The 20,725-nt window shown below is 59.8% G+C and carries 16 protein-coding genes and 1 pseudogene; 4 read left to right on the top strand and 13 right to left on the bottom strand.

All coding sequences use genetic code 11. The features are described from left to right. Window positions 1–277: 277 nt before the first annotated feature. From aceA to ACODSV_RS28020, 9 genes and pseudogenes are all read right to left on the bottom strand, one after another. Window positions 278–1,603 carry an isocitrate lyase gene (gene aceA / locus ACODSV_RS28060; RefSeq protein WP_024076175.1) on the bottom strand — a complete coding sequence of 442 codons (1,326 nt, stop codon included), beginning with the start codon at window positions 1,601–1,603 and terminating at the stop codon, window positions 278–280. Window positions 1,604–2,097: 494 nt separating this feature from the next. Continuing rightward, complete coding sequence (locus ACODSV_RS28055) at window positions 2,098–2,835, bottom strand: secretin N-terminal domain-containing protein (protein WP_150054794.1); 738 nt, start codon at window positions 2,833–2,835, stop codon at window positions 2,098–2,100. A gap of 125 nt (window positions 2,836–2,960) precedes the next feature. Continuing rightward, window positions 2,961–3,374 (bottom strand): annotated as a pseudogene (locus ACODSV_RS28050) (GNAT family N-acetyltransferase); the annotation flags it as partial. Beyond that, window positions 3,367–4,536, bottom strand: coding sequence for a ribosomal protein uL16 3-hydroxylase (locus tag ACODSV_RS28045; RefSeq protein WP_150055532.1), 1,170 nt, complete (start codon window positions 4,534–4,536; stop codon window positions 3,367–3,369). The pseudogene ACODSV_RS28050 and the gene ACODSV_RS28045, both read right to left, overlap by 8 nt. A gap of 83 nt (window positions 4,537–4,619) precedes the next feature. After that, window positions 4,620–5,990 carry an adenylosuccinate lyase gene (purB, locus tag ACODSV_RS28040; RefSeq protein ID WP_024076171.1) on the bottom strand — a complete coding sequence of 457 codons (1,371 nt, stop codon included), beginning with the start codon at window positions 5,988–5,990 and terminating at the stop codon, window positions 4,620–4,622. A gap of 125 nt (window positions 5,991–6,115) precedes the next feature. Further along, window positions 6,116–6,739: a high frequency lysogenization protein HflD gene (hflD, locus tag ACODSV_RS28035; protein WP_024076170.1), complete on the bottom strand. Its 624-nt coding sequence runs from the start codon at window positions 6,737–6,739 to the stop codon at window positions 6,116–6,118. Then, complete coding sequence (gene mnmA / locus ACODSV_RS28030; RefSeq protein ID WP_024076169.1) at window positions 6,736–7,860, bottom strand: tRNA 2-thiouridine(34) synthase MnmA; 1,125 nt, start codon at window positions 7,858–7,860, stop codon at window positions 6,736–6,738. Before mnmA ends, hflD begins: the two co-directional genes overlap by 4 nt. Window positions 7,861–7,919: 59 nt before the next feature. After that, window positions 7,920–8,366 (bottom strand): NUDIX hydrolase, encoded by a 447-nt coding sequence (locus tag ACODSV_RS28025; protein ID WP_024076168.1) that lies wholly within the window; start codon window positions 8,364–8,366, stop codon window positions 7,920–7,922. A gap of 223 nt (window positions 8,367–8,589) precedes the next feature. Next, the gene (locus ACODSV_RS28020; RefSeq protein WP_024076167.1) at window positions 8,590–10,815 is read right to left on the bottom strand and encodes an NADP-dependent isocitrate dehydrogenase; all 2,226 of its coding nucleotides are present in this window, start codon (window positions 10,813–10,815) and stop codon (window positions 8,590–8,592) included. A 493-nt stretch (window positions 10,816–11,308) separates the two neighbouring features. Between ACODSV_RS28020 and icd the strand changes: the two genes are divergently transcribed. Beyond that, window positions 11,309–12,565 carry an NADP-dependent isocitrate dehydrogenase gene (icd, locus tag ACODSV_RS28015; protein WP_024076166.1) on the top strand — a complete coding sequence of 419 codons (1,257 nt, stop codon included), beginning with the start codon at window positions 11,309–11,311 and terminating at the stop codon, window positions 12,563–12,565. Between the two features lie 85 nt (window positions 12,566–12,650). Here icd and cspD read toward each other — a convergent pair whose 3' ends face one another. Then, a complete protein-coding gene (gene cspD / locus ACODSV_RS28010) occupies window positions 12,651–12,929 on the bottom strand; it encodes a cold shock domain-containing protein CspD (protein ID WP_150055002.1) in 279 nt (92 codons plus the stop codon). Between the two features lie 224 nt (window positions 12,930–13,153). Between cspD and clpS the strand changes: the two genes are divergently transcribed. Continuing rightward, on the top strand, window positions 13,154–13,522 hold the full coding sequence (clpS, locus tag ACODSV_RS28005; RefSeq protein ID WP_010567912.1) for an ATP-dependent Clp protease adapter ClpS: 369 nt from the start codon (window positions 13,154–13,156) through the stop codon (window positions 13,520–13,522). A gap of 29 nt (window positions 13,523–13,551) precedes the next feature. After that, window positions 13,552–15,822 (top strand): ATP-dependent Clp protease ATP-binding subunit ClpA, encoded by a 2,271-nt coding sequence (gene clpA / locus ACODSV_RS28000; RefSeq protein WP_024076164.1) that lies wholly within the window; start codon window positions 13,552–13,554, stop codon window positions 15,820–15,822. Between the two features lie 183 nt (window positions 15,823–16,005). Here clpA and infA read toward each other — a convergent pair whose 3' ends face one another. The 3 genes from infA to aat form a co-directional block, all read right to left on the bottom strand. Continuing rightward, window positions 16,006–16,224 carry a translation initiation factor IF-1 gene (gene infA, locus ACODSV_RS27995; protein ID WP_002553999.1) on the bottom strand — a complete coding sequence of 73 codons (219 nt, stop codon included), beginning with the start codon at window positions 16,222–16,224 and terminating at the stop codon, window positions 16,006–16,008. A gap of 100 nt (window positions 16,225–16,324) precedes the next feature. Beyond that, entirely contained in the window at window positions 16,325–17,032 is a 708-nt protein-coding gene (locus tag ACODSV_RS27990; protein WP_024076163.1) for an arginyltransferase, read from the bottom strand. A 55-nt stretch (window positions 17,033–17,087) separates the two neighbouring features. Then, entirely contained in the window at window positions 17,088–17,768 is a 681-nt protein-coding gene (gene aat, locus ACODSV_RS27985; RefSeq protein ID WP_024076162.1) for a leucyl/phenylalanyl-tRNA--protein transferase, read from the bottom strand. A gap of 497 nt (window positions 17,769–18,265) precedes the next feature. On the opposite strand from aat, the gene ftsK reads away from it, so the two are divergent. Further along, entirely contained in the window at window positions 18,266–20,671 is a 2,406-nt protein-coding gene (ftsK, locus tag ACODSV_RS27980) for a DNA translocase FtsK (protein WP_150055209.1), read from the top strand. Window positions 20,672–20,725 lie beyond the last annotated feature (54 nt).

The raw sequence follows: 20,725 nt of genomic DNA, 5'->3' as shown, positions 1-20,725 counted from the left end.
GGCCCCAAAACCAGGCACCGCGGTGTGTCAGTTGAAAACACATCGCCTGTAATGGGGCAGCTTCGCAGCCCAGCGCGGGGCAAGCCCGCTCGCCACAGTTAGGGTGCTCCTTCTGGACTGACAGGCATCAGGGCAGGCCCCCTCCCACATTTGGGGGCTCATTGACCCGGGGCGGATCGCTCAGGCAAAAAAACGCCCCGAACCAGTCGGGGCGTCAGATCGTGCGGCACTGCGGTTAGCTCTTTATCGGGTCCGCGATGGCCGTGTGCTCATGCACTCAGTGGAACTGTTCTTCTTCGGTCGAGCCGGTCAGTGCGGTCACGGACGAGGTGCCGCCCTGGATCACGGTGGTCATGTCGTCGAAGTAGCCGGTACCCACTTCCTGCTGGTGAGCCACGAAGGTGTAGCCCTTGGCGGCGTCAGCGAACTCTTGCTCTTGCAGCTTCACGTAGGCGGTCATGTCGTTGCGGGCGTAGTCGTGCGCCAGGTTGAACATGCTGTGCCACATGTTGTGAATGCCGGCCAGGGTGATGAACTGGTGCTTGTAGCCCATGGCGGACAGTTCGCGCTGGAACTTGGCGATGGTCGCGTCGTCCAGGTTTTTCTTCCAGTTGAAGGAAGGCGAGCAGTTGTAGGACAGCAGTTGGTCCGGGTATTCCTTTTTGATCGCTTCAGCAAAGCGACGGGCTTCAGCCAGGTCCGGCTTGGCGGTTTCGCACCAGATCAGGTCGGCGTACGGCGCGTAGGCCAGGCCACGGGCGATCGCCTGGTCAAGACCGGCGCGTACTTTGTAGAAACCTTCCTGGGTGCGTTCGCCAGTGACGAACGGTTGGTCGTACGGGTCGCAGTCCGATGTCAGCAGGTCGGCGGCGTTGGCGTCGGTACGGGCCAGGATGATGGTCGGTGTACCGGCAACGTCAGCCGCCAGGCGGGCAGCGGTCAGCTTCTGTACGGCTTCCTGGGTCGGCACCAGTACCTTGCCGCCCATGTGGCCGCATTTTTTCACCGAGGCCAGTTGGTCTTCGAAGTGCACGCCGGCGGCGCCAGCCTCGATCATGCTCTTCATCAGCTCGTAGGCGTTCAGTACGCCGCCGAAACCGGCTTCGGCGTCAGCCACGATCGGTGCGAAGTAGTCGATGTAGCCTTCGTCGCCAGGACCTTTACCGGCTTTCCACTGGATCTGGTCGGCACGACGGAACGAGTTGTTGATGCGCTTGACCACGGTCGGTACGGAGTCCACCGGGTACAGCGATTGGTCGGGGTACATGGATTCAGCGGAGTTGTTGTCCGCTGCCACTTGCCAGCCGGACAGGTAGATCGCCTGGATACCGGCTTTTACCTGTTGGACTGCCTGGCCGCCAGTGAGGGCGCCCATGCAGTTGACGAAATCTTTGTCGGGACGGAAGGAAGGCTTGGCGCCCTGGGTCACCAGGTTCCACAGCTTCTCGGCGCCGAGTTTTGCAAAGGTGTGCTCAGGTTGAACCGAGCCACGCAGGCGGACGACGTCAGCAGCGGAATAAGCGCGGGTTACGCCTTTCCAGCGTGGGTTTTCAGCCCAGTCTTTTTCAAGGGCTGCAATTTGCTGTTCGCGTGTCAGTGCCATGGGGGAAAACCTCGTCGCATAGGTCTAGGTGGAAAATTCCATTTGCCAGCCACGTAGTGAATGCGTGGTTGTGGCTGCTCGCTGACCAGAAGCTTGGGTGTTCAAGTCAAGTTCGGCGGGGATGGCGACGGGATGAACGATGGCTCAAGGGGGGAGTTGAGCAGGTAAGGGCGAACTGCGAACGGTCTTCGGGCATCGTGGGCCTTTGTACGATCCATCAGTGTGTAGCCGGGTTACCTGGTTAGCTTCCGTCCCTCGGGACAACTTCGTTCCAGTCGCAACCTCGTCAAACACACCTTGTGGGCGGTACAGACACGAATCGGCTCGGGTGGGTAGCTTGGAGCGTCGATCCGAAGGCCCTTGCCAGGGCCCCTGATTAGCGGGAGCGAGGCCATCATGCACAGGCTTTTTTGGATCGTCAAATGTTTTGTAGTGCTTTTTTTATAGCACTACATCTTTAGTCTAATACGACTCGTCAGTCAGTTTTTGGTGCTTCAGTTCAGGGTGTCGACCTTAACCCGCAAAGTCAGGTCGTCACGGCCCTGAGTAGAGTAGCTGCGGGTTGTGGAGGATTTATCGGCCTGGGTCTCACGGTTGATGCCGGCCAGGGGGATCCATTCGCCCAGGCGGCCGCTGACGGTTGTGTCGGTACTTTGCACGTTCACTACATCGGCACGTTCCTGGTTCATGCGGTCACGGTTGGTACTGATCGCCAGGTGCACGGTGTCGCCGGTGACGCTGGCGGTGACGTAGAAGCCCTGAGTGACGTTGCGGTACTGGGTCTGGTTCTGCGGGCGGCCGTAGGCATCGGGCTGCGTGGTGGTCAGGGGGACGCTCTGGCCGACCTGGATCAACGCGGGTACGCCTTCGCTGGCCTGGATCTGCTGGATGCCGCCCTCGCGGCTGGCGGTGCCGTAGCTGATGATGCGCGTCTGGCTGTCGCCGCTGTTCTGCTGGTTGTTTTCATTGGTATCGACGGTGATCAGCAGGCGTTTGGCCGGCGTGTCCAGTTGGGCGAGCAGGGCGCGCAGGTCCTGGATCTTGCCGGGGGCGGCATTCACGATCAGTTGGTTGCCGTAGGCGCTGACGGTACCGTCCTTGCCGATGAAGTTCTGCGCCACGGGCAGCAGGTCGGCGCTGGTACGGTTGCTCAGGTTGACGACTTCGGTGTCGGCCAATGCCGTGCAACTGGCGGTCAGGAGGAGAGCGGTGAGCAGGGTGCGAAGGGACATGTCCGTTATCTCTGCGAGTCATTTAGGCTTGATAGTGCCAGTTTGTCGGCCTGGCAGGTCGCAAGTTTAGTGAGGATCAAGCCTGCTGTAGTGGGCAAGTCTGTCGTGGCGAGCGGGCTTGCCCCGCGCACCATGTCGACATGCGGAATCCCGACTTCCAGGAATTCCTCGCTGGTGATCTTGAAGCCCAGTCGCTCATAGAACGGTGCCGCATAGACCTGCGCGCTGAGGAACTGTTTGGTTTGGCCGCGTTTCTCGGCCTCGCCAATCACGGCTTCCATCAGCTTGTCGCCGACCTTCAGCCCGCGCCAGTCCTTGAGGACCGACACGCGACCGATCTCGCCGCTGGGCAACAGGCGAGCGGTGCCAATCGGGAAGTCGCCCTCGTATGCGAGGAAATGCACTGCATCTGCGTCGTCTGCGTCCCACTCCAGTTCTGGTGGGACCGATTGTTCGGCGATAAATACCGCTTCACGAATGCGCCGAATCTCGGCGATATCCTTTTGCCAGTCCGCGACACTTACGTGAATTTTATTCATCGGCAAACCCCAGGCTTCCTTGTTTGACCAGTTCGCACAACAGGTCGCGGCCATCTTCGTCCGCCAGCCATGGGCTGAGGTTCTCGATGTGCAGCGCGTCGGCGGCGCAGATCAGCTTCAGCAGCTCGCGCAGTTTGCCCGGCAGGTAGCGACTCTGGCCGCTGGCGAACAGCAGCAGGTCGTCGTCCACTTCCGACCAGGCCAGGCGCGCGCTCGGGTTGCGAATCAGCACGGCACCGTCTTCCAGGCTGTTCACCACGTCTTCTTCCGACAGGTCTTCCGGTCCGGTAACCAGTTCCGGGTAGCGCGGCTCGGTCATGAACTGGCCAAACCAGGTCAGCAGCATGCGCTCGTCGCTCATGTGCTCGGCCAGCAGGCTCTTGAGACGGTCGAGGGCGTCGCTCTGGATCTGGTGCGGGTCGCCGGCTGGTTGGGCGTCGGCGTCGGTGTAGCGCTCTTCGTCGGTCAGGTACTGGCTGAGGAAGTCGGTGAAGTGGGTCAGGACTTCAGCGGCGCTCGGTGCACGGAAACCTACCGAGTAGGTCATGCAGTCATCTTCAGCGATACCGAAGTGTGCCAGGCGTGGCGGCAGATAGAGCATGTCGCCCGGTTCCAGTACCCACTCGGCGCTTTCTTCGAATTCGGCGAGGATGCGCAGGTCGGCGTGTTGCAGCAGCGGGCTTTCGGAGCTGCACATTTGGCCGATCTTCCAGTTGCGCTTGCCCTGGGCCTGCAGCAGGAACACATCGTAGTTGTCGAAGTGCGGACCCACGCTGCCGCCCGGCGCAGCGAAACTGATCATCACGTCGTCGATGCGCCAGCTCGGCAGGAAGCGGAACTGCTCCAGCAGATCGGCCACTTCCGGCACGAACTGGTCGACCGCTTGTACCAGCAGGGTCCACTCGCGCTCAGGCAGGGTGCTGAAGGTGTCTTCGGCGAACGGACCGCGACGTAGCTCCCATGGGCGTTCGCCATGCTCGATCACCAGGCGCGACTCGACTTCCTCTTCCAAGGCGAGGCCGGCCAGTTCGTCGGCGTCGATCGGGCTTTCGAAGTCAGGGATGGCCTGGCGGATCAGCAGGGGTTTTTTCTGCCAGTAGTCGCGCAGGAACTCCCGTGCCGTGATGCCGCCCAGAAGTTGAAGAGGGATATCAGGATTCATGTGTAACCTATTGAAAAAAAGCACTTTTCAGACTGGAATAAAAACGCCCGGCGCGGCCGGGCGTCTCAGGGGTCTTGCGGTAATCAGATGCGTTTGGCTTGGGCCACGGCGTTGCCGATGTAGTTGGCCGGGGTGAGCAGTTTCAGCTCGGCCTTGGCAGCGGCTGGCATGTCCAGGCCGTCGATGAAAGTTTGCAGCGCTTCAGGGCTGATGCCCTTGCCACGCGTCAACTCTTTGAGCTTCTCGTACGGGTTTTCGATGTTATAGCGGCGCATCACGGTCTGGATCGGCTCGGCCAGCACTTCCCAGCAAGCGTCCAGGTCAGCGGCGATCTTCTGCTCGTTGAGCTCAAGCTTGCTGATGCCTTTGAGGCTGGCTTCGTACGCGATCACGCTGTGGGCAAATCCGACGCCGAGGTTGCGCAGTACGGTGGAGTCGGTCAGGTCGCGCTGCCAGCGGGAGATCGGCAACTTGCTGGCCAGGTGCTGGAACAGGGCGTTGGCGATGCCGAGGTTGCCTTCGGAGTTTTCGAAGTCGATCGGGTTGACCTTGTGCGGCATGGTCGACGAACCGATTTCGCCGGCAATAGTGCGCTGCTTGAAGTAGCCCAGGGAGATGTAGCCCCAGATATCGCGATCGAAGTCGATCAGGATGGTGTTGAAGCGTGCAATGGCGTCGAACAGCTCGGCGATGTAGTCGTGCGGTTCGATCTGCGTCGTGTACGGGTTGAAGCCCAGGCCCAGCTCGTCTTCGATGAAGGCGCGGGCATTGGCTTCCCAGTCGATCTCGGGGTAGGCCGACAGGTGCGCGTTGTAGTTGCCGACAGCGCCGTTGATCTTGCCCAGTAATGGCACGGCGGCGACCTGTGCGATCTGACGCTCCAGGCGGTACACCACGTTGGCCAGTTCTTTGCCCAGGGTGGTCGGCGACGCCGGCTGGCCGTGGGTGCGCGATAGCATCGGCACGGCGGCGAAACGGATCGCCAGTTCGCGGATAGCTTCGGCGGTCTGGCGCATCAGCGGCAGCATGACGTCATCACGGCCTTCGCGCAGCATCAGGGCATGGGACAGGTTGTTGATGTCCTCGCTGGTGCAGGCAAAGTGGATGAACTCGCTGACCTGGGCCAGTTCCGGCAGCTTGGCCGCCTGTTCCTTGAGCAGGTACTCGATGGCTTTTACGTCGTGGTTGGTGGTGCGCTCGATCTCTTTGACACGCTCAGCGTGTTCCAGGGAGAAGTTTTCCGCCAGGGTGTTGAGCACGGCGTTGGCTTCGGCGGAGAACGCCGGCACTTCGCTGATGGCGGGGTGAGCGGCCAGGCGCTGGAGCCAGCGCACTTCAACCAGTACACGAGCACGGATCAGGCCGTATTCGCTGAAAATAGGGCGCAGGGCCTGGGTTTTGCCGGCGTAGCGGCCGTCAACAGGGGAAACCGCAGTGAGCGAAGAGAGCTGCATGGGGTGTTCTCGGACAGTCGGGCAACGAAATGGGGCGCGTATCATACATGAAAAAATCCGCCGGTCCGTTGCCAACTGACCGGCGTATTACGCGTAACGGCTTGAAAAGGGCCCGTTGATACGACTTATTCGTTGCGCATCAACGGGTAAAGCTCTTTGAGCAATTTGCGACGGCTGATGACCAGCTGCCAACGATGACCGCCCAACTGGCGCCACAACCGCGCCGAACGAATACCGGCCAGGAGCAGCGCGCGGATTTTCGAGGCGTTGTTCGGTTGTTGCAGGTTGCGCATGTCGCCGTGGACCTGGATCCGCTGGCGCAAGGTGCTCAAGGTGTCCTGGTACAGCGCACCCACGGCGGCGATCACGTTTTCGTGGGCTGGGCCGAAGTGTTCCACCTGGGATTGAATCTGCGGCAGGCGTTTGCCAATGGTCTCGAGCAGGTCGTCGCGCTTGGCCAGTTGGCGCTCGAGACCGAGCATCGACAAGGCATAGCGCAGCGGCTCACGTTGCAAGGTGCTCGGGTCACGCTCGAGTGCGCCGATCAGCGCGCGATAACCTTCGCGCAGGGCCAGGTCGTCGCCGCCGTAGACTTCCAGGGTGTCCTTGGGGTCGCGGATCAGCAGGCTGCCGAGCATGCAGGTCAGGCCCGCTTCGGTGACCTGGCCGGTCTTGGCGATCTTGTCCACCAGCACCGCGGCGAGGAATACACCGCCGAGTGCCGTCAGTTGCTCCTGGGTCGGGCTCATGCCGGGGTGCTCCAGGGTTCGGCGATTTCGATCACGCCGCCCCCCAGGCAAATCTCCCCGTCGTAGAACACTACGGACTGGCCAGGTGTGACCGCGCGTTGCGGGTCATCGAAGGTGGCACGGTAACCGCTGGCGGTTTTTTCCAGGGTGCAGGGTTGGTCGCTCTGGCGATAGCGCACCTTGGCGGTCAGGCGACGCGGGGTGCTCAGGTCGATCGGGTTGACCCAATAGATCTCCGACGCCAGCAGGGCGCGGGAGAACAGCAGCGGGTGTTCATTGCCCTGTCCAACAACCAGTACGTTGTGCTCCAGGTCCTTGATCAGTACGTACCAGGGTTCTTCACCGGCGTCTTTCAAGCCGCCGATGCCCAGGCCCTGGCGCTGCCCGATGGTGTGGTACATCAGGCCGTGGTGGCGGCCGATGACCTCGCCGTCGGTGGTCTTGATCTCGCCCGGTTGTGCCGGCAGGTACTGCTTGAGGAAGTCACTGAAGCGGCGCTCGCCAATAAAGCAGATCCCGGTCGAGTCCTTCTTCTTGGCTGTGGCCAGGCCGTGTTGCTCGGCGATCCGGCGCACTTCGGGTTTCTCCAGCTCGCCGACCGGGAACAGGGTCTTGGCGATCTGTTCGCCGCCGACGGCGTGCAGGAAGTAGCTCTGGTCCTTGTTCGGGTCCAGGCCCTTGAGCAGTTCGGTGCGGCCATCGATATCGCGACGGCGCACGTAGTGGCCAGTTGCAATCAGGTCGGCGCCGAGCATCATGGCGTAGTCGAGGAACGCCTTGAACTTGATCTCGCGGTTACACAGGATGTCCGGGTTCGGCGTACGACCGGCCTTGTATTCGGCCAGGAAGTGCTCGAACACATTGTCCCAGTACTCGGCGGCGAAGTTGGCGGTGTGCAGCTTTATACCGATTTTGTCGCACACGGCCTGGGCATCCGCCAGGTCGTCCATGGCGGTGCAATATTCCGTTCCATCGTCTTCTTCCCAGTTCTTCATGAACAGGCCTTCCACCTCATAGCCCTGCTCCATGAGCAGGACGGCGGAAACGGAAGAATCCACGCCGCCGGACATACCGACGATGACGCGCTTCTTTTGTGTGTCAGAAGGGGCTGGATCACGCATAGGATTTCAACGGGTGTCTTTAAAAAGGACGCGATTCTAGCAGGCTCGCGCCTGCAAGGCTAAAGAGAAGGGCGGATCAATTCGAGACTGTGGCGCTGACCGGCCAGATAATCGTCGATACAGCGGATGATCAGCTCGCTGCGCCAGTCGTCGCGCAAGGCTATCAGCTCGTCGCGCGTCAGCCAGCGGGCGCGCACGATGCCCTCGTCGAGTTGATAGTCCGGGTAGTGTTTCAGCGCCTTGGCGGTGAAGCAGACCCGCTGGTAGGTCACGCCATTGCTGGGGGCGGTGTACAGGTAGATACCGACGACGCCGGTGGCTTCCACGTCCCAGCCGGTTTCTTCGAGGGTTTCGCGCACGGCGGCTTCGGTCAGGGTTTCATGCGGGTCGAGGTGGCCGGCGGGCTGGTTGAGCACGGCACGCCCGTTCTTGAGTTCTTCGACCATCAGGAAGCGGCCGTTGTCTTCGACGATGGTGGCGACGGTGATGTGGGGTTGCCAGGTCATGGGGTGCCTCGATTCAGTTGTACGGCTCGGCCTATCGGCAGGATTGCAGTCAATGTGGGAGGGGGGCTTGCCCCCGATAGCGGTGGATCAGCTATAAGTAGCCTGGTCGGTATGCTGCCGGGGTTGCAAGCCCCCTCCCACAACTTGATTGGGTTTCTTCAGCAAAAAGCACATAAACAAAAACCCCGGCACAGGGCCGGGGCTTCTTTGCATCCTTACAACCTTACTTCAACTTGGCAATCGCCGCGTTGAGGGTGTTGCTTGGGCGCATGGCCTTGCTGGTCAGCTCCGGGTTCGGCGCGTAGTAGCCGCCGATGTCCACTGGCTTGCCCTGTACGGCGTTGAGCTCGGCAACGATGGTTGCTTCGTTCGCGGCCAGGGTCTTGGCCAGTTCGCTGAACTGCCCTTGCAGTGCCGTGTCTTCGGTCTGTGCCGCCAGGGCCTGGGCCCAGTACAGCGCCAGGTAGAAGTGGCTGCCGCGGTTGTCGATGTTGCCGACTTTGCGCGATGGCGACTTGTTGTTGTCGAGGAACTGGCCGGTGGCCTGGTCCAGGGTCTTGGACAGTACCAGGGCTTTCGGGTTGTTGTATGTCACGCCCAGGTGTTCCAGGGAGGCTGCCAGGGCCAGGAATTCGCCCAGGGAGTCCCAGCGCAGGAAGTTCTCTTCCAGCAGCTGTTGCACGTGCTTGGGTGCCGAACCGCCAGCGCCGGTTTCGAACAGGCCGCCGCCGTTCATCAGTGGCACGATCGACAGCATTTTGGCGCTGGTGCCCAGTTCCATGATCGGGAACAGGTCGGTCAGGTAGTCGCGCAGTACGTTACCGGTCACCGAGATGGTGTCCAGGCCCTTGCGGGTGCGCTCCAGGGTGAACTTCATCGCGTCGACCGGCGACATGATGCGGATGTCCAGGCCTTCGGTGTTGTGGTCTTTCAGGTAGGTCTGGACTTTTTCGATCACGGCGCCATCGTGGGCGCGCTTCGGGTCCAGCCAGAAGATGGCCGGGGTGTTGCTGGCGCGAGCGCGGTTGACGGCCAGCTTGACCCAGTCCTGGATCGGCGCGTCTTTGGCCTGGCACATGCGGAAGATGTCGCCGGCTTCGACGGGCTGTTCCATCAGCAGGTTGCCCTTGCTGTCGGTGACGCGGACCACGCCGTCAGCCTTGATCTGGAAAGTCTTGTCGTGAGAGCCGTACTCTTCGGCTTTCTGCGCCATCAGGCCAACGTTCGGTACGCTGCCCATGGTGGTTGGATCGAACGCGCCATTGGCCTTGCAGTCTTCGATGACGGCCTGGTAGATGGTGGCGTAGCAGCGATCCGGAATCACGGCCTTGGTATCGTGCAGTTGGCCGTCGGTGCCCCACATTTTACCGGAGTCACGGATCATGGCCGGCATCGAAGCGTCGACGATGACGTCGCTCGGCACGTGCAGGTTGGTGATGCCTTTGTCGGAGTTGACCATCGCCAGGGAAGGGCGCGAGGCGTAGACCGCCTGGATGTCAGCTTCGATCTGCGCTTGCTGCTCGGCTGGCAGGGCCTTGATGCGTGCGTACAGGTCGCCGATACCGTTGTTCAGGTTGAAGCCGATCTCGGCCAGCACGTCTGCGTGCTTGGCCAGGGCGTCTTTATAGAACTCGGCAACGATCTGGCCGAACATGATCGGGTCGGAGACCTTCATCATGGTGGCTTTCAAGTGAACCGACAGCAGTACGCCTTGTTTCTTGGCGTCTTCGATTTCAGCGGCGATGAAGCTGCGCAGGGCTTTCTTGCTCAGTACGGCGCTGTCGATGATTTCGCCGGCCTTGACCGTGGTCTTTTCCTTCAGGACGGTGGTGGTGCCGTCTTGGGCGACCAGCGCAATTTTGACAGTGTCAGCGGCTTCGATCTGTACGGCTTTTTCGCTGCCGTAGAAGTCGCCGTTGCTCATGTGGGCAACGTGGGACTTGGAGTCGGCAGCCCAGGCGCCCATTTTGTGCGGGTGCTTGCGTGCGTAGTTCTTGACCGACAGGGGCGCGCGACGGTCGGAGTTGCCTTCGCGCAGGACCGGGTTCACGGCGCTGCCCTTGACCTTGTCGTAACGTGCACGGGTTTCTTTTTCCGCGTCGGTGGTTACGGTTTCGGGGTAGTCCGGCAGGGCGTAGCCCTGGGCCTGCAGTTCCTTGATCGCCGCCTGCAGTTGAGGGGTCGAGGCGCTGATGTTAGGCAGCTTGATGATGTTGGCTTCAGGGGTCACGGCCAGGGCGCCCAGTTCGGCGAGGTGGTCCGGTACGGCCTTGGTGCCCAGTTGCTCGGGGAAGCTTGCGAGGATGCGCCCGGCGAGGGAGATGTCGCGGGTTTCCACGGCAATATCAGCGGAAGCGGTGAAGGCCTCTACGATAGGCAGCAGTGAATAGGTGGCGAGGGCTGGGGCTTCGTCGGTGAAGGTGTAGATGATCTTCGAGCGGGTGGGCATATTCGGATTAACTCTCTTCTTTGCTGAAAGCGTGCGCAGAAACTCGAGATGCGCCGGGTAGAGCGCGTTCGTTCAAAGTCATCCATGAGCGAAAGGTCGAGGTTTCTTCGCGGTGATGTTGGGTTGCATCAGTCGAGCGTCAAGCGGGTGGACTATTGTAATAGTCCTGCTTTGTGGCGGAGGGCGTTGTTCTAGAGCGGTCCGCCGTCGTGACTCTTTGGTCAGCGGCGGCATTATACATAGGTCGCTATGCTTACGCCGAGCCTTCATACAAAAGGTGTGTCGTCCATTGGTCTAAAGGTCGCAGGTACCGGATTACGCCTAAAGTCGCACGATGTGCTCAAGATTGGCGCTTTTCCCTTTGCTTTCAGGCTTGTAGGCGACTAAATGTGCTGTTTTCGATGCAAATGAGCATGGCGCGAGGTTTCAGTCGCCATTTATCTGGAGTAGGCTCGAACGCAGCCAGATGTTCAATCCATAGATGGAGTTCAGCATGGGATACAAGAAGATTCAGGTTCCGGCAGTCGGCGAAAAAATCACCGTCAATCCAGACCATTCTCTCAATGTTCCTGACCAACCGATCATCCCTTATATCGAAGGGGACGGTATTGGCGTCGACATCAGCCCGGTGATGATCAAGGTGGTCGACGCGGCTGTTGAAAAAGCCTACGGCGGCAAGCGCAAAATCTCGTGGATGGAGGTGTACGCCGGCGAAAAGGCGACCCAAGTCTACGACCAGGACACCTGGCTGCCCCAGGAAACCCTGGATGCGGTCAAGGATTACGTGGTGTCCATCAAGGGCCCGCTGACCACTCCGGTCGGTGGTGGCATCCGTTCATTGAACGTAGCCCTGCGCCAGCAACTCGACCTGTATGTGTGCCTGCGTCCGGTGCGCTGGTTCGAAGGTGTACCGAGCCCGGTCAAGAAGCCCGGTGACGTGGATATGACCATCTTCCGTGAAAACTCCGAAGATATTTACGCCGGCATCGAGTGGAAAGCCGGCTCGCCGGAAGCCATCAAGGTGATCAAGTTCCTCAAGGAAGAAATGGGTGTCACCAAGATCCGTTTCGATCAGGATTGCGGCATTGGTATCAAGCCGGTATCGCTGGAGGGCACCAAGCGCCTGGCGCGCAAGGCCCTGCAATATGTGGTGGATAACGACCGCGACTCGCTGACCATCGTGCACAAAGGCAACATCATGAAGTTCACCGAAGGTGCCTTCAAGGAATGGGCCTACGAAGTGGCGGCTGAAGAGTTCGGTGCCACCCTGCTTGATGGCGGCCCGTGGATGCAGTTCAAGAACCCCAAGACCGGCAAGAATGTGGTGGTCAAGGATGCCATTGCCGACGCGATGCTCCAGCAGATCCTACTGCGTCCGGCTGAATATGACGTGATCGCGACGCTTAACCTGAACGGCGACTACTTGTCCGACGCCCTGGCGGCGGAGGTGGGTGGTATCGGTATTGCGCCGGGCGCCAACCTGTCCGACACCGTGGCCATGTTCGAAGCCACCCACGGGACTGCGCCCAAGTATGCGGGCAAGGACCAGGTCAACCCCGGCTCATTGATCCTGTCGGCAGAAATGATGCTGCGCCATATGGGTTGGACCGAGGCGGCCGACCTGATCATCAAGGGCACCAATGGCGCTATCTCGGCCAAGACCGTGACCTACGACTTCGAGCGCTTGATGGAAGGTGCCAAGCTGGTCTCTTCGTCAGGCTTTGGTGATGCGCTGATTTCGCATATGTAAGGCTCAGGCAACAAAAAAACGGCCGCCCCGACTTGACTGGGTGGCCGTTTTTTTATCGCAATTTGCTCGCTCGACGGCCGATGGTTCAGGCCGTTAGTTTCTTTTCTTTATGCGCGTGCGGGGCTACGGGTTTTTCCAGTGTTTCAGCTTTCACTGCTTCGATCTTCACGGCGTGCAGCCCTTTCGGTCCTTGAATGATTTCAAAGCTCACAGCTTGGCCCGCTTTCAGCGTTTTATAGCCATCCATTTCGATCGCTGAGTAATGCGCAAAAAGGTCCTCGGTTTTTCCATCCTCTTGCACAAAGCCATATCCTTTGGCGTTGTTGAACCACTTGACCTTGCCGTTGATCTTGACGCCAGACATACACATTTCCTTCTGCACCAGACTCCATCACTGGAGTATCATCCAGTTTATCCGTCCTAACCCGAATAAATAAGGTTGACTGCGCGGACCTTTTTTACCCACTGTGGGTTCTATTGGTTGTAACACCGATTTGCCGATAGTCAAGGCGACCGTATAGTCAGAGTTGAAATTCTGACAGCTCGCCCCCACCACTGTATTTGAACCACTGACGAACCTTTCTTTCCATGCATGCAATCAGCCAGATTCGACTAACATTCAATCAGGATCGACCGGATCACGAACACGATGACGACGGTTCTGCAGGCATTGCTGTTCAGGAGGCCAAGCCTGCTTTACAGGCGCCGCCGATGTACAAGGTGGTTTTGTTCAATGATGACTACACACCGATGGATTTCGTGGTCGAAGTGCTCGAGGTGTTTTTTAACCTGAACCGCGAGTTGGCGACCAAGGTAATGCTGGCCGTTCACACAGAAGGACGGGCAGTATGTGGAGTGTTTACCCGCGACATCGCCGAGACAAAGGCCATGCAGGTCAACCAGTACGCCAGGGAAAGCCAGCATCCGCTACTCTGTGAAATCGAGAAGGACGGTTAACGCCGACCACTTGGGTATGAGGTGAAGCTATGTTAAACCGCGAGCTCGAAGTCACCCTCAATCTTGCCTTCAAGGAGGCTCGTTCGAAGCGTCATGAATTCATGACCGTCGAGCACCTGCTGCTGGCACTTTTGGATAACGAAGCTGCCGCCACCGTATTGCGTGCGTGCGGCGCCAACCTCGACAAACTCAAGCATGACCTGCAGGAGTTTATCGACTCCACCACGCCACTGATCCCCGTGCATGACGAGGACCGCGAAACCCAGCCAACCCTGGGCTTCCAGCGGGTGTTGCAGCGTGCTGTTTTCCACGTACAGAGCTCCGGCAAGCGTGAAGTCACGGGCGCCAACGTGCTTGTGGCGATCTTCAGCGAACAGGAAAGCCAGGCGGTATTCCTGCTCAAGCAACAGAGCGTTGCCCGTATTGATGTCGTCAACTATATCGCCCACGGTATCTCCAAGGTGCCTGGGCACGGCGATCATTCCGAGGGTGAGCAGGAAATGCAGGATGACGAGGGCGGTGAGTCTTCTTCTTCGGGCAATCCACTGGATGCCTATGCCAGCAACCTCAATGAATTGGCGCGCCAGGGGCGGATCGATCCGCTGGTAGGGCGTGAGCTTGAGGTGGAGCGTGTCGCGCAGATCCTCGCGCGCCGTCGCAAGAACAACCCGCTGCTGGTGGGTGAGGCGGGTGTCGGTAAAACCGCGATCGCCGAAGGCCTGGCCAAGCGCATCGTCGATAACCAGGTGCCAGACCTGCTGGCCAACAGCGTTGTCTATTCACTGGACCTGGGCGCGTTGCTCGCGGGCACCAAGTACCGTGGCGATTTCGAGAAGCGCTTCAAGGCTTTGCTTGGCGAATTGAAAAAACGCCCGCAGGCGATCCTGTTCATTGATGAGATCCACACGATCATTGGTGCCGGTGCGGCGTCCGGTGGGGTGATGGATGCGTCCAACCTGCTCAAGCCTCTGCTGTCGTCGGGTGACATTCGCTGCATCGGTTCGACCACGTTCCAGGAATTCCGTGGGATCTTCGAGAAAGATCGCGCACTGGCGCGTCGCTTCCAGAAAGTCGACGTGTCCGAGCCTTCGGTTGAAGACACCATCGGTATCCTGCGCGGGCTCAAGGGGCGTTTCGAGGCGCACCACGGCATCGAGTACACCGATGAAGCATTGCGGGCGGCGGCTGAGCTGGCATCGCGCTATATCAATGACCGTCACATGCCGGACAAGGCGATCGATGTGATCGATGAGGCGGGTGCTTATCAGCGTCTGCAGCCGGTCGAGAAGCGCGTGAAGCGCATCGACGTGGCCCAGGTCGAGGATATCGTGGCGAAAATTGCGCGGATTCCGCCAAAACACGTCACCAGCTCCGACAAGGAACTGCTGCGTAATCTGGAACGTGACCTCAAGCTCACCGTTTTTGGCCAGGATGCGGCCATCGACTCGCTGTCCACCGCGATCAAGCTGTCGCGTGCGGGCCTCAAGTCGCCGGACAAGCCTGTCGGTTCGTTCCTGTTCGCCGGCCCTACCGGCGTCGGCAAGACCGAGGCTGCGCGGCAGTTGGCCAAGGCCATGGGTATCGAGTTGGTGCGGTTCGACATGTCCGAGTACATGGAGCGTCACACCGTGTCGCGCCTGATCGGTGCGCCTCCAGGCTATGTTGGCTTCGACCAGGGCGGCCTGTTGACCGAGGCAATCACCAAGCAGCCGCATTGCGTATTGTTGCTCGATGAAATCGAGAAGGCTCACCCGGAAGTCTTCAACCTGCTGCTGCAGGTCATGGATCACGGGACCCTGACCGACAACAACGGGCGCAAGGCGGACTTCCGCAATGTGATCGTGATCATGACTACCAACGCCGGTGCTGAAACGGCTGCGCGGGCTTCGATCGGATTTACGCATCAGGATCACTCGTCCGATGCGATGGAAGTCATCAAGAAGAGCTTTACGCCGGAGTTCCGCAACCGCCTGGACACTATTATCCAGTTTGGTCGCCTCAGCCATGAGGTCATCAAAAGCGTGGTGGACAAGTTCCTTACCGAGCTTCAAGCGCAGTTGGAAGACAAGCGCGTGCAGTTGGACGTAACGGACGCGGCGCGCAATTGGCTGGCAGAGGGTGGCTACGACGCGGCAATGGGTGCTCGCCCAATGGCACGTCTGATCCAGGACAAGATCAAGCGGCCATTGGCCGAAGAGATCCTGTTTGGCGAATTGTCCGACCATGGTGGCGTGGTGCATATCGACCTGAAGGACGGCGAGCTGACCTTCGAGTTCGAAACCACGGCTGAAATGGCCTGATCGATAGCTGCGGGCGCCAATGTGGGAGGGGGCTTGCCCCCGATAGCAGTGTTTCAGTCGCTACATGAGTGACTGATCTACCGCTATCGGGGGCAAGCCCCCTCCCACATTTGGTTTTGGCGCTTGGTAAATAGCACGCACACAAAAACGCCCGGCATAACCGGGCGTTTTGTATTGACTTGATTAGCGAGCGCGGTAAGTGATGCGCCCTTTGCTCAAGTCATAGGGCGTCAGCTCGACGCGCACTTTATCACCGGTAAGAATACGAATGTAGTTCTTGCGCATCTTGCCGGAGATATGCGCGGTTACGACGTGCCCATTTTCCAACTCCACACGAAACATGGTGTTGGGCAGGGTGTCGACGACAGTGCCTTCCATTTCGAAGCTGTCTTCTTTCGACATGCAGTAAAGCCCTCGGTATCCAGTGAATGGCCCGGTGCAACTGCGCCAGGCAAAAGCGGCGTGCATTGTGCCCGAAAAAGGGTGTTTAAGCCAAGGGGTTCTAGTTAAGCGTGACCCATCTTTGATTAATTAGCAGTTCAATGGGCCGATATTGGGTCTTGTAGTTCATCTTTTTGCAGTTTTTGATCCAGTAGCCCAGGTACACCGCCTCCAGTTCCAAGCGTAGAGCTTCGCCGATTTGCCAGAGGATCGCGAAACGTCCCAGGCTGCGACGTTCCTCGGCCGGCTCATAGAAGGTATAGACCGCCGACAGGCCGTTGGGCAGCAGGTCGGTCACGGCGACGGCCAGCAGGCGGCCGTCGAGGCGAAACTCGTAGAAGCGCGAGAAGGGCAGGTCGCGCACCAGGAACGTGGAAAACTGGTCGCGGCTGGGGGGGAACATATCGCCGTCGGCATGGCGTTGTTCAATGTAGCGCTGATACAGGTCGAAGTATTCTTCGCTGAATCGAGGCTTGCTCGCGGTGACAGTCAGGTCGGCATTGCGCTTGAGGATGCGCTTCTGGTTACGATCGGGTAAAAACTGCGCCACCGGGATGCGTGCCGGCACGCAGGCATTACAGTTCTGGCAGTGGGGCCGGTAGAGGTGATCGCCGCTGCGCCGAAAACCCATTTCCGAAAGGTCGGCATACACATGCACATCCATCGGCTGGCTGGGGTCGAGGAACAGGGTGGTGGCCTGTTCGTCTGGCAGATAGCTGCAAGAGTGGGCTTGAGTGGCATAAAACTTCAAACGCGCCAGCTCGGTCATGATCAACCCTCGGATAAGCTTTGAAATAAGTGTAAGCCAGGTGCGCGGATGTCGCCTAGGAAACCCACGGCCCAGAGCTGGGTTGATCCAAGTGGTCGTGCAGGAAGCCGGCGAACTCGCTGCGGGGGATGGCGCGGGCGCCCAGGCTGTGCAGGTGATCATTGGGCATCTGGCAGTCGATCAGCACAAACCCCCAGGCCTGCAATTGACGGGTCAGCGTGACGAAGCCAAATTTCGAGGCGTTGTCAGCGCGGCTGAACATGGACTCGCCAAAAAAAAGCTGGCCCATCGCCAGGCCATACAGCCCGCCCACCAGCTCTCCGTTGTCCCATACCTCCACGGAGTGCGCATAACCGCGTTTGTGCAGCGCCTGGTAGGCGCTCTGGATGCCTTCGGTGATCCAGGTGCCATCGGCATAGGCGCGGGGCGCGGCGCAGGCCTGGATGACCGCTGCGAAGTCCTGGTCGAACGTCACGGTATAACGCTGTTGGCGCAATAATTTGCCCAGGCTGCGGGATACGTGCAGCTCGTCCGGAAAAATCACGGTGCGCGGGTCCGGCGACCACCACAGGATCGGCTGGCCTTCCGAGAACCATGGAAAGCAGCCATGGCGGTAGGCCTGGATCAATCGTTCGGCCGACAGGTCGCCACCGGCGGCGAGCAGGCCGTTGGGTTCGCGCATGGCTTTGGCCAGCGGCGGGAAGGTCAGGGTATTGCGTTGCAACCAGGTCAGCATGGCATCCAGGCTTACGGAAGGGGAGGGGAGTGGCAGGCATGTTGCCTGCCCCAAGGGGGTGATTATTGTCGACCCAGCGCCATGGGGCCAGTCCGAATCGGCCATTGGCGTGGATTAACGTGAGCGGAAGGTTCTGCAACTCTGTGCGCGAGGTGTGGTCGTAATCGGGTCTGGCCGATGCAGGCCATTTGCCAAGCTTGCCTGGATTGGCAAAAACAGCTCATAAGCCTTTGTCAGCAAAGACAATGCATGCTCAAATTGAACATGGTGTGACACACAATTGGCTATGCTGCCTGAAGAAAGGCAAGTGGCGTGGCATCGGGGGCACAAACCCGTACAATGCGGCCATTGTGGCGTTATCGCCGTTTCGTGAATCAGTCACGGAATGTTAAAAGTAAATTCAACAATGTTCGTTCATTTTTCAACTGCTCGGATTGAGCGGTAGTGTGCAGTCATTCAACAGATGGACGCGCTGAAGGCGCAGGAAAAGACCCGTTTTGAAGAAATCCACCGCGACACCCAAGACAGTCGTGCCGGCCTGGCGCCAGCACCTGCACTATCGACTCAAGGAAGGTGCGCTGATCGCTATCGGTGCGTTGTGCCTGTTCCTGATGATGGCCTTGCTCACCTATGGCAAGGACGATCCGGGCTGGAGCCACAACAGCAAGATCGAAGACGTGCAGAATTTCGGTGGGCCTGCCGGTTCCTACAGCGCCGATATCCTGTTCATGGTATTGGGCTACTTCGCTTATATCTTCCCGCTGTTGCTGGCGATCAAGACCTGGCAGATCTTCCGCCAGCGTCATGAGCCGTGGCAGTGGAGTGGCTGGCTGTTTTCCTGGCGGCTGATCGGCCTGGTGTTCCTGGTGCTGTCCGGCGCGGCGCTGGCTCATATCCATTTCCACGCACCCACCGGCCTGCCGGCGGGCGCGGGTGGCGCATTGGGCGAAAGCCTCGGCGACCTGGCGCGCAAGACCCTGAATATCCAGGGCAGCACCCTGATGTTTATCGCATTGTTCCTGTTCGGCCTCACGGTGTTCACCGACCTGTCATGGTTCAAGGTGATGGACGTGACCGGCAAGATCACCCTTGACCTGCTGGAACTGTTCCAAGGCGCTGCCAACCGCTGGTGGGCGGCCCGGGTCGATCGCAAGCGCATGGTCGCGCAACTGCGTGAGGTGGACACCCGCGTCAACGAAGTGGTCGCCCCGAGTACGCCGGATCGCCGCGAGCAAGCCAAGGTCAAGGAACGCTTGATCGAGCGCGAGCAGGCCCTGAGCAAGCACATGTCGGACCGTGAGAAACAGGTGCCACCGGTGATTGCCCCTGCGCCGACCAAGGCCCCGGAGCCGAGCCATCGCGTCCAGAAAGAGAAGCAGGCCCCCTTGTTTGTCGACAGCGCGGTCGAAGGCACCTTGCCACCGATCTCGATTCTCGACCCGGCCGAAAAGAAACAACTCAATTATTCCCCTGAGTCCCTGGCGGCCGTCGGCCACCTGCTGGAAATCAAGCTCAAGGAATTTGGCGTCGAGGTATCGGTGGATTCGATCCACCCCGGCCCGGTGATTACCCGTTACGAAATCCAGCCCGCCGCTGGCGTCAAGGTCAGCCGCATTTCCAACCTGGCCAAGGACCTGGCGCGCTCCCTGGCCGTGACCAGCGTGCGCGTGGTGGAAGTGATTCCCGGCAAGACCACCGTGGGTATCGAGATTCCCAACGAAGACCGCCAGATCGTGCGTTTCTCCGAGGTGCTGTCGACGCCCGAGTACGACAACTTCAAATCGCCGGTGACCTTGGCCCTGGGCCATGATATCGGCGGCAAGCCGGTGATCACCGACCTGGCCAAGATGCCTCACCTGCTGGTGGCCGGTACCACCGGTTCCGGTAAGTCGGTGGGTGTGAACGCGATGATCCTGTCGATCCTGTTCAAATCCGGCCCGGAAGACGCCAAGCTGATCATGATCGACCCGAAAATGTTGGAATTGTCGATCTACGAAGGCATTCCACACCTGCTTTGCCCGGTGGTCACCGACATGAAGGACGCCGCCAACGCCCTGCGTTGGAGCGTGGCCGAGATGGAGCGCCGCTACAAGCTGATGGCGAAGATGGGCGTGCGTAACCTGTCGGGCTTCAACGCCAAGGTCAAGGAAGCCCAGGATGCCGGCACGCCGTTGACCGACCCGCTGTACAAGCGCGAAAGCATCCACGACGAAGCGCCCTTGCTGAGCAAGCTGCCGACCATCGTGGTGGTAGTCGATGAATTTGCCGACATGATGATGATCGTCGGCAAGAAGGTCGAAGAACTGATCGCACGTATCGCCCAGAAAGCGCGTGCGGCCGGTATCCACTTGATCCTCGCCACCCAGCGTCCTTCGGTGGATGTGATCACCGGCCTGATCAAGGCCAACATTCCGACCCGGATGGCGTTCCAGGTTTCCAGCAAGATCGACTCGCGCACCATCATCGACCAGGGCGGCGCCGAGCAATTGCTGGGTCACGGTGACATGCTCTACATGCCGCCGGGCACCAGCCTGCCGATCCGGGTCCACGGCGCCTTCGTTTCCGACGACGAAGTGCATCGCGTGGTGGAAGCCTGGAAACTGCGCGGCGCGCCGGAGTACAACGATGACATCCTCGCCGGTGTCGAAGAGGCCGGCAGCGGCTTCGACGGTGGCGGCGGCGGCGGTGACGATGATGCCGAAACCGATGCGCTGTACGACGAGGCCGTGGCGTTCGTGCTGGAAAGTCGTCGCGCCTCGATCTCCGCGGTGCAGCGCAAGCTGAAGATCGGCTACAACCGCGCCGCCCGTATGATCGAAGCCATGGAAAACGCTGGCGTCGTCACCGCAATGAACACCAACGGCTCGCGCGAAGTCATCGCTCCTGGGCAGATGCGCGACTGATCACGCGCCGCGTGGCATTACGCGGCGCGCCTTAAACGACTCAATGAGGACTCC

It is taken from the genome of Pseudomonas sp. FG86, assembly GCF_057808775.1.
This window is presented reverse-complemented; position numbering and strand designations above follow the sequence as displayed.

Coding starts and splice junctions, on each gene's coding strand:
- aceA (WP_024076175.1), bottom strand. CDS start 1,603: ATGGCACTGACACGCGAACAGCAAATTGCAGCCCTTGAAAAAGACTGG.
- ACODSV_RS28055 (WP_150054794.1), bottom strand. CDS start 2,835: ATGTCCCTTCGCACCCTGCTCACCGCTCTCCTCCTGACCGCCAGTTGC.
- ACODSV_RS28045 (WP_150055532.1), bottom strand. CDS start 4,536: ATGAATCCTGATATCCCTCTTCAACTTCTGGGCGGCATCACGGCACGG.
- purB (WP_024076171.1), bottom strand. CDS start 5,990: ATGCAGCTCTCTTCGCTCACTGCGGTTTCCCCTGTTGACGGCCGCTAC.
- hflD (WP_024076170.1), bottom strand. CDS start 6,739: ATGAGCCCGACCCAGGAGCAACTGACGGCACTCGGCGGTGTATTCCTC.
- mnmA (WP_024076169.1), bottom strand. CDS start 7,860: ATGCGTGATCCAGCCCCTTCTGACACACAAAAGAAGCGCGTCATCGTC.
- ACODSV_RS28025 (WP_024076168.1), bottom strand. CDS start 8,366: ATGACCTGGCAACCCCACATCACCGTCGCCACCATCGTCGAAGACAAC.
- ACODSV_RS28020 (WP_024076167.1), bottom strand. CDS start 10,815: ATGCCCACCCGCTCGAAGATCATCTACACCTTCACCGACGAAGCCCCA.
- icd (WP_024076166.1), top strand. CDS start 11,309: ATGGGATACAAGAAGATTCAGGTTCCGGCAGTCGGCGAAAAAATCACC.
- cspD (WP_150055002.1), bottom strand. CDS start 12,929: ATGTCTGGCGTCAAGATCAACGGCAAGGTCAAGTGGTTCAACAACGCC.
- clpS (WP_010567912.1), top strand. CDS start 13,154: ATGCATGCAATCAGCCAGATTCGACTAACATTCAATCAGGATCGACCG.
- clpA (WP_024076164.1), top strand. CDS start 13,552: ATGTTAAACCGCGAGCTCGAAGTCACCCTCAATCTTGCCTTCAAGGAG.
- infA (WP_002553999.1), bottom strand. CDS start 16,224: ATGTCGAAAGAAGACAGCTTCGAAATGGAAGGCACTGTCGTCGACACC.
- ACODSV_RS27990 (WP_024076163.1), bottom strand. CDS start 17,032: ATGACCGAGCTGGCGCGTTTGAAGTTTTATGCCACTCAAGCCCACTCT.
- aat (WP_024076162.1), bottom strand. CDS start 17,768: ATGCTGACCTGGTTGCAACGCAATACCCTGACCTTCCCGCCGCTGGCC.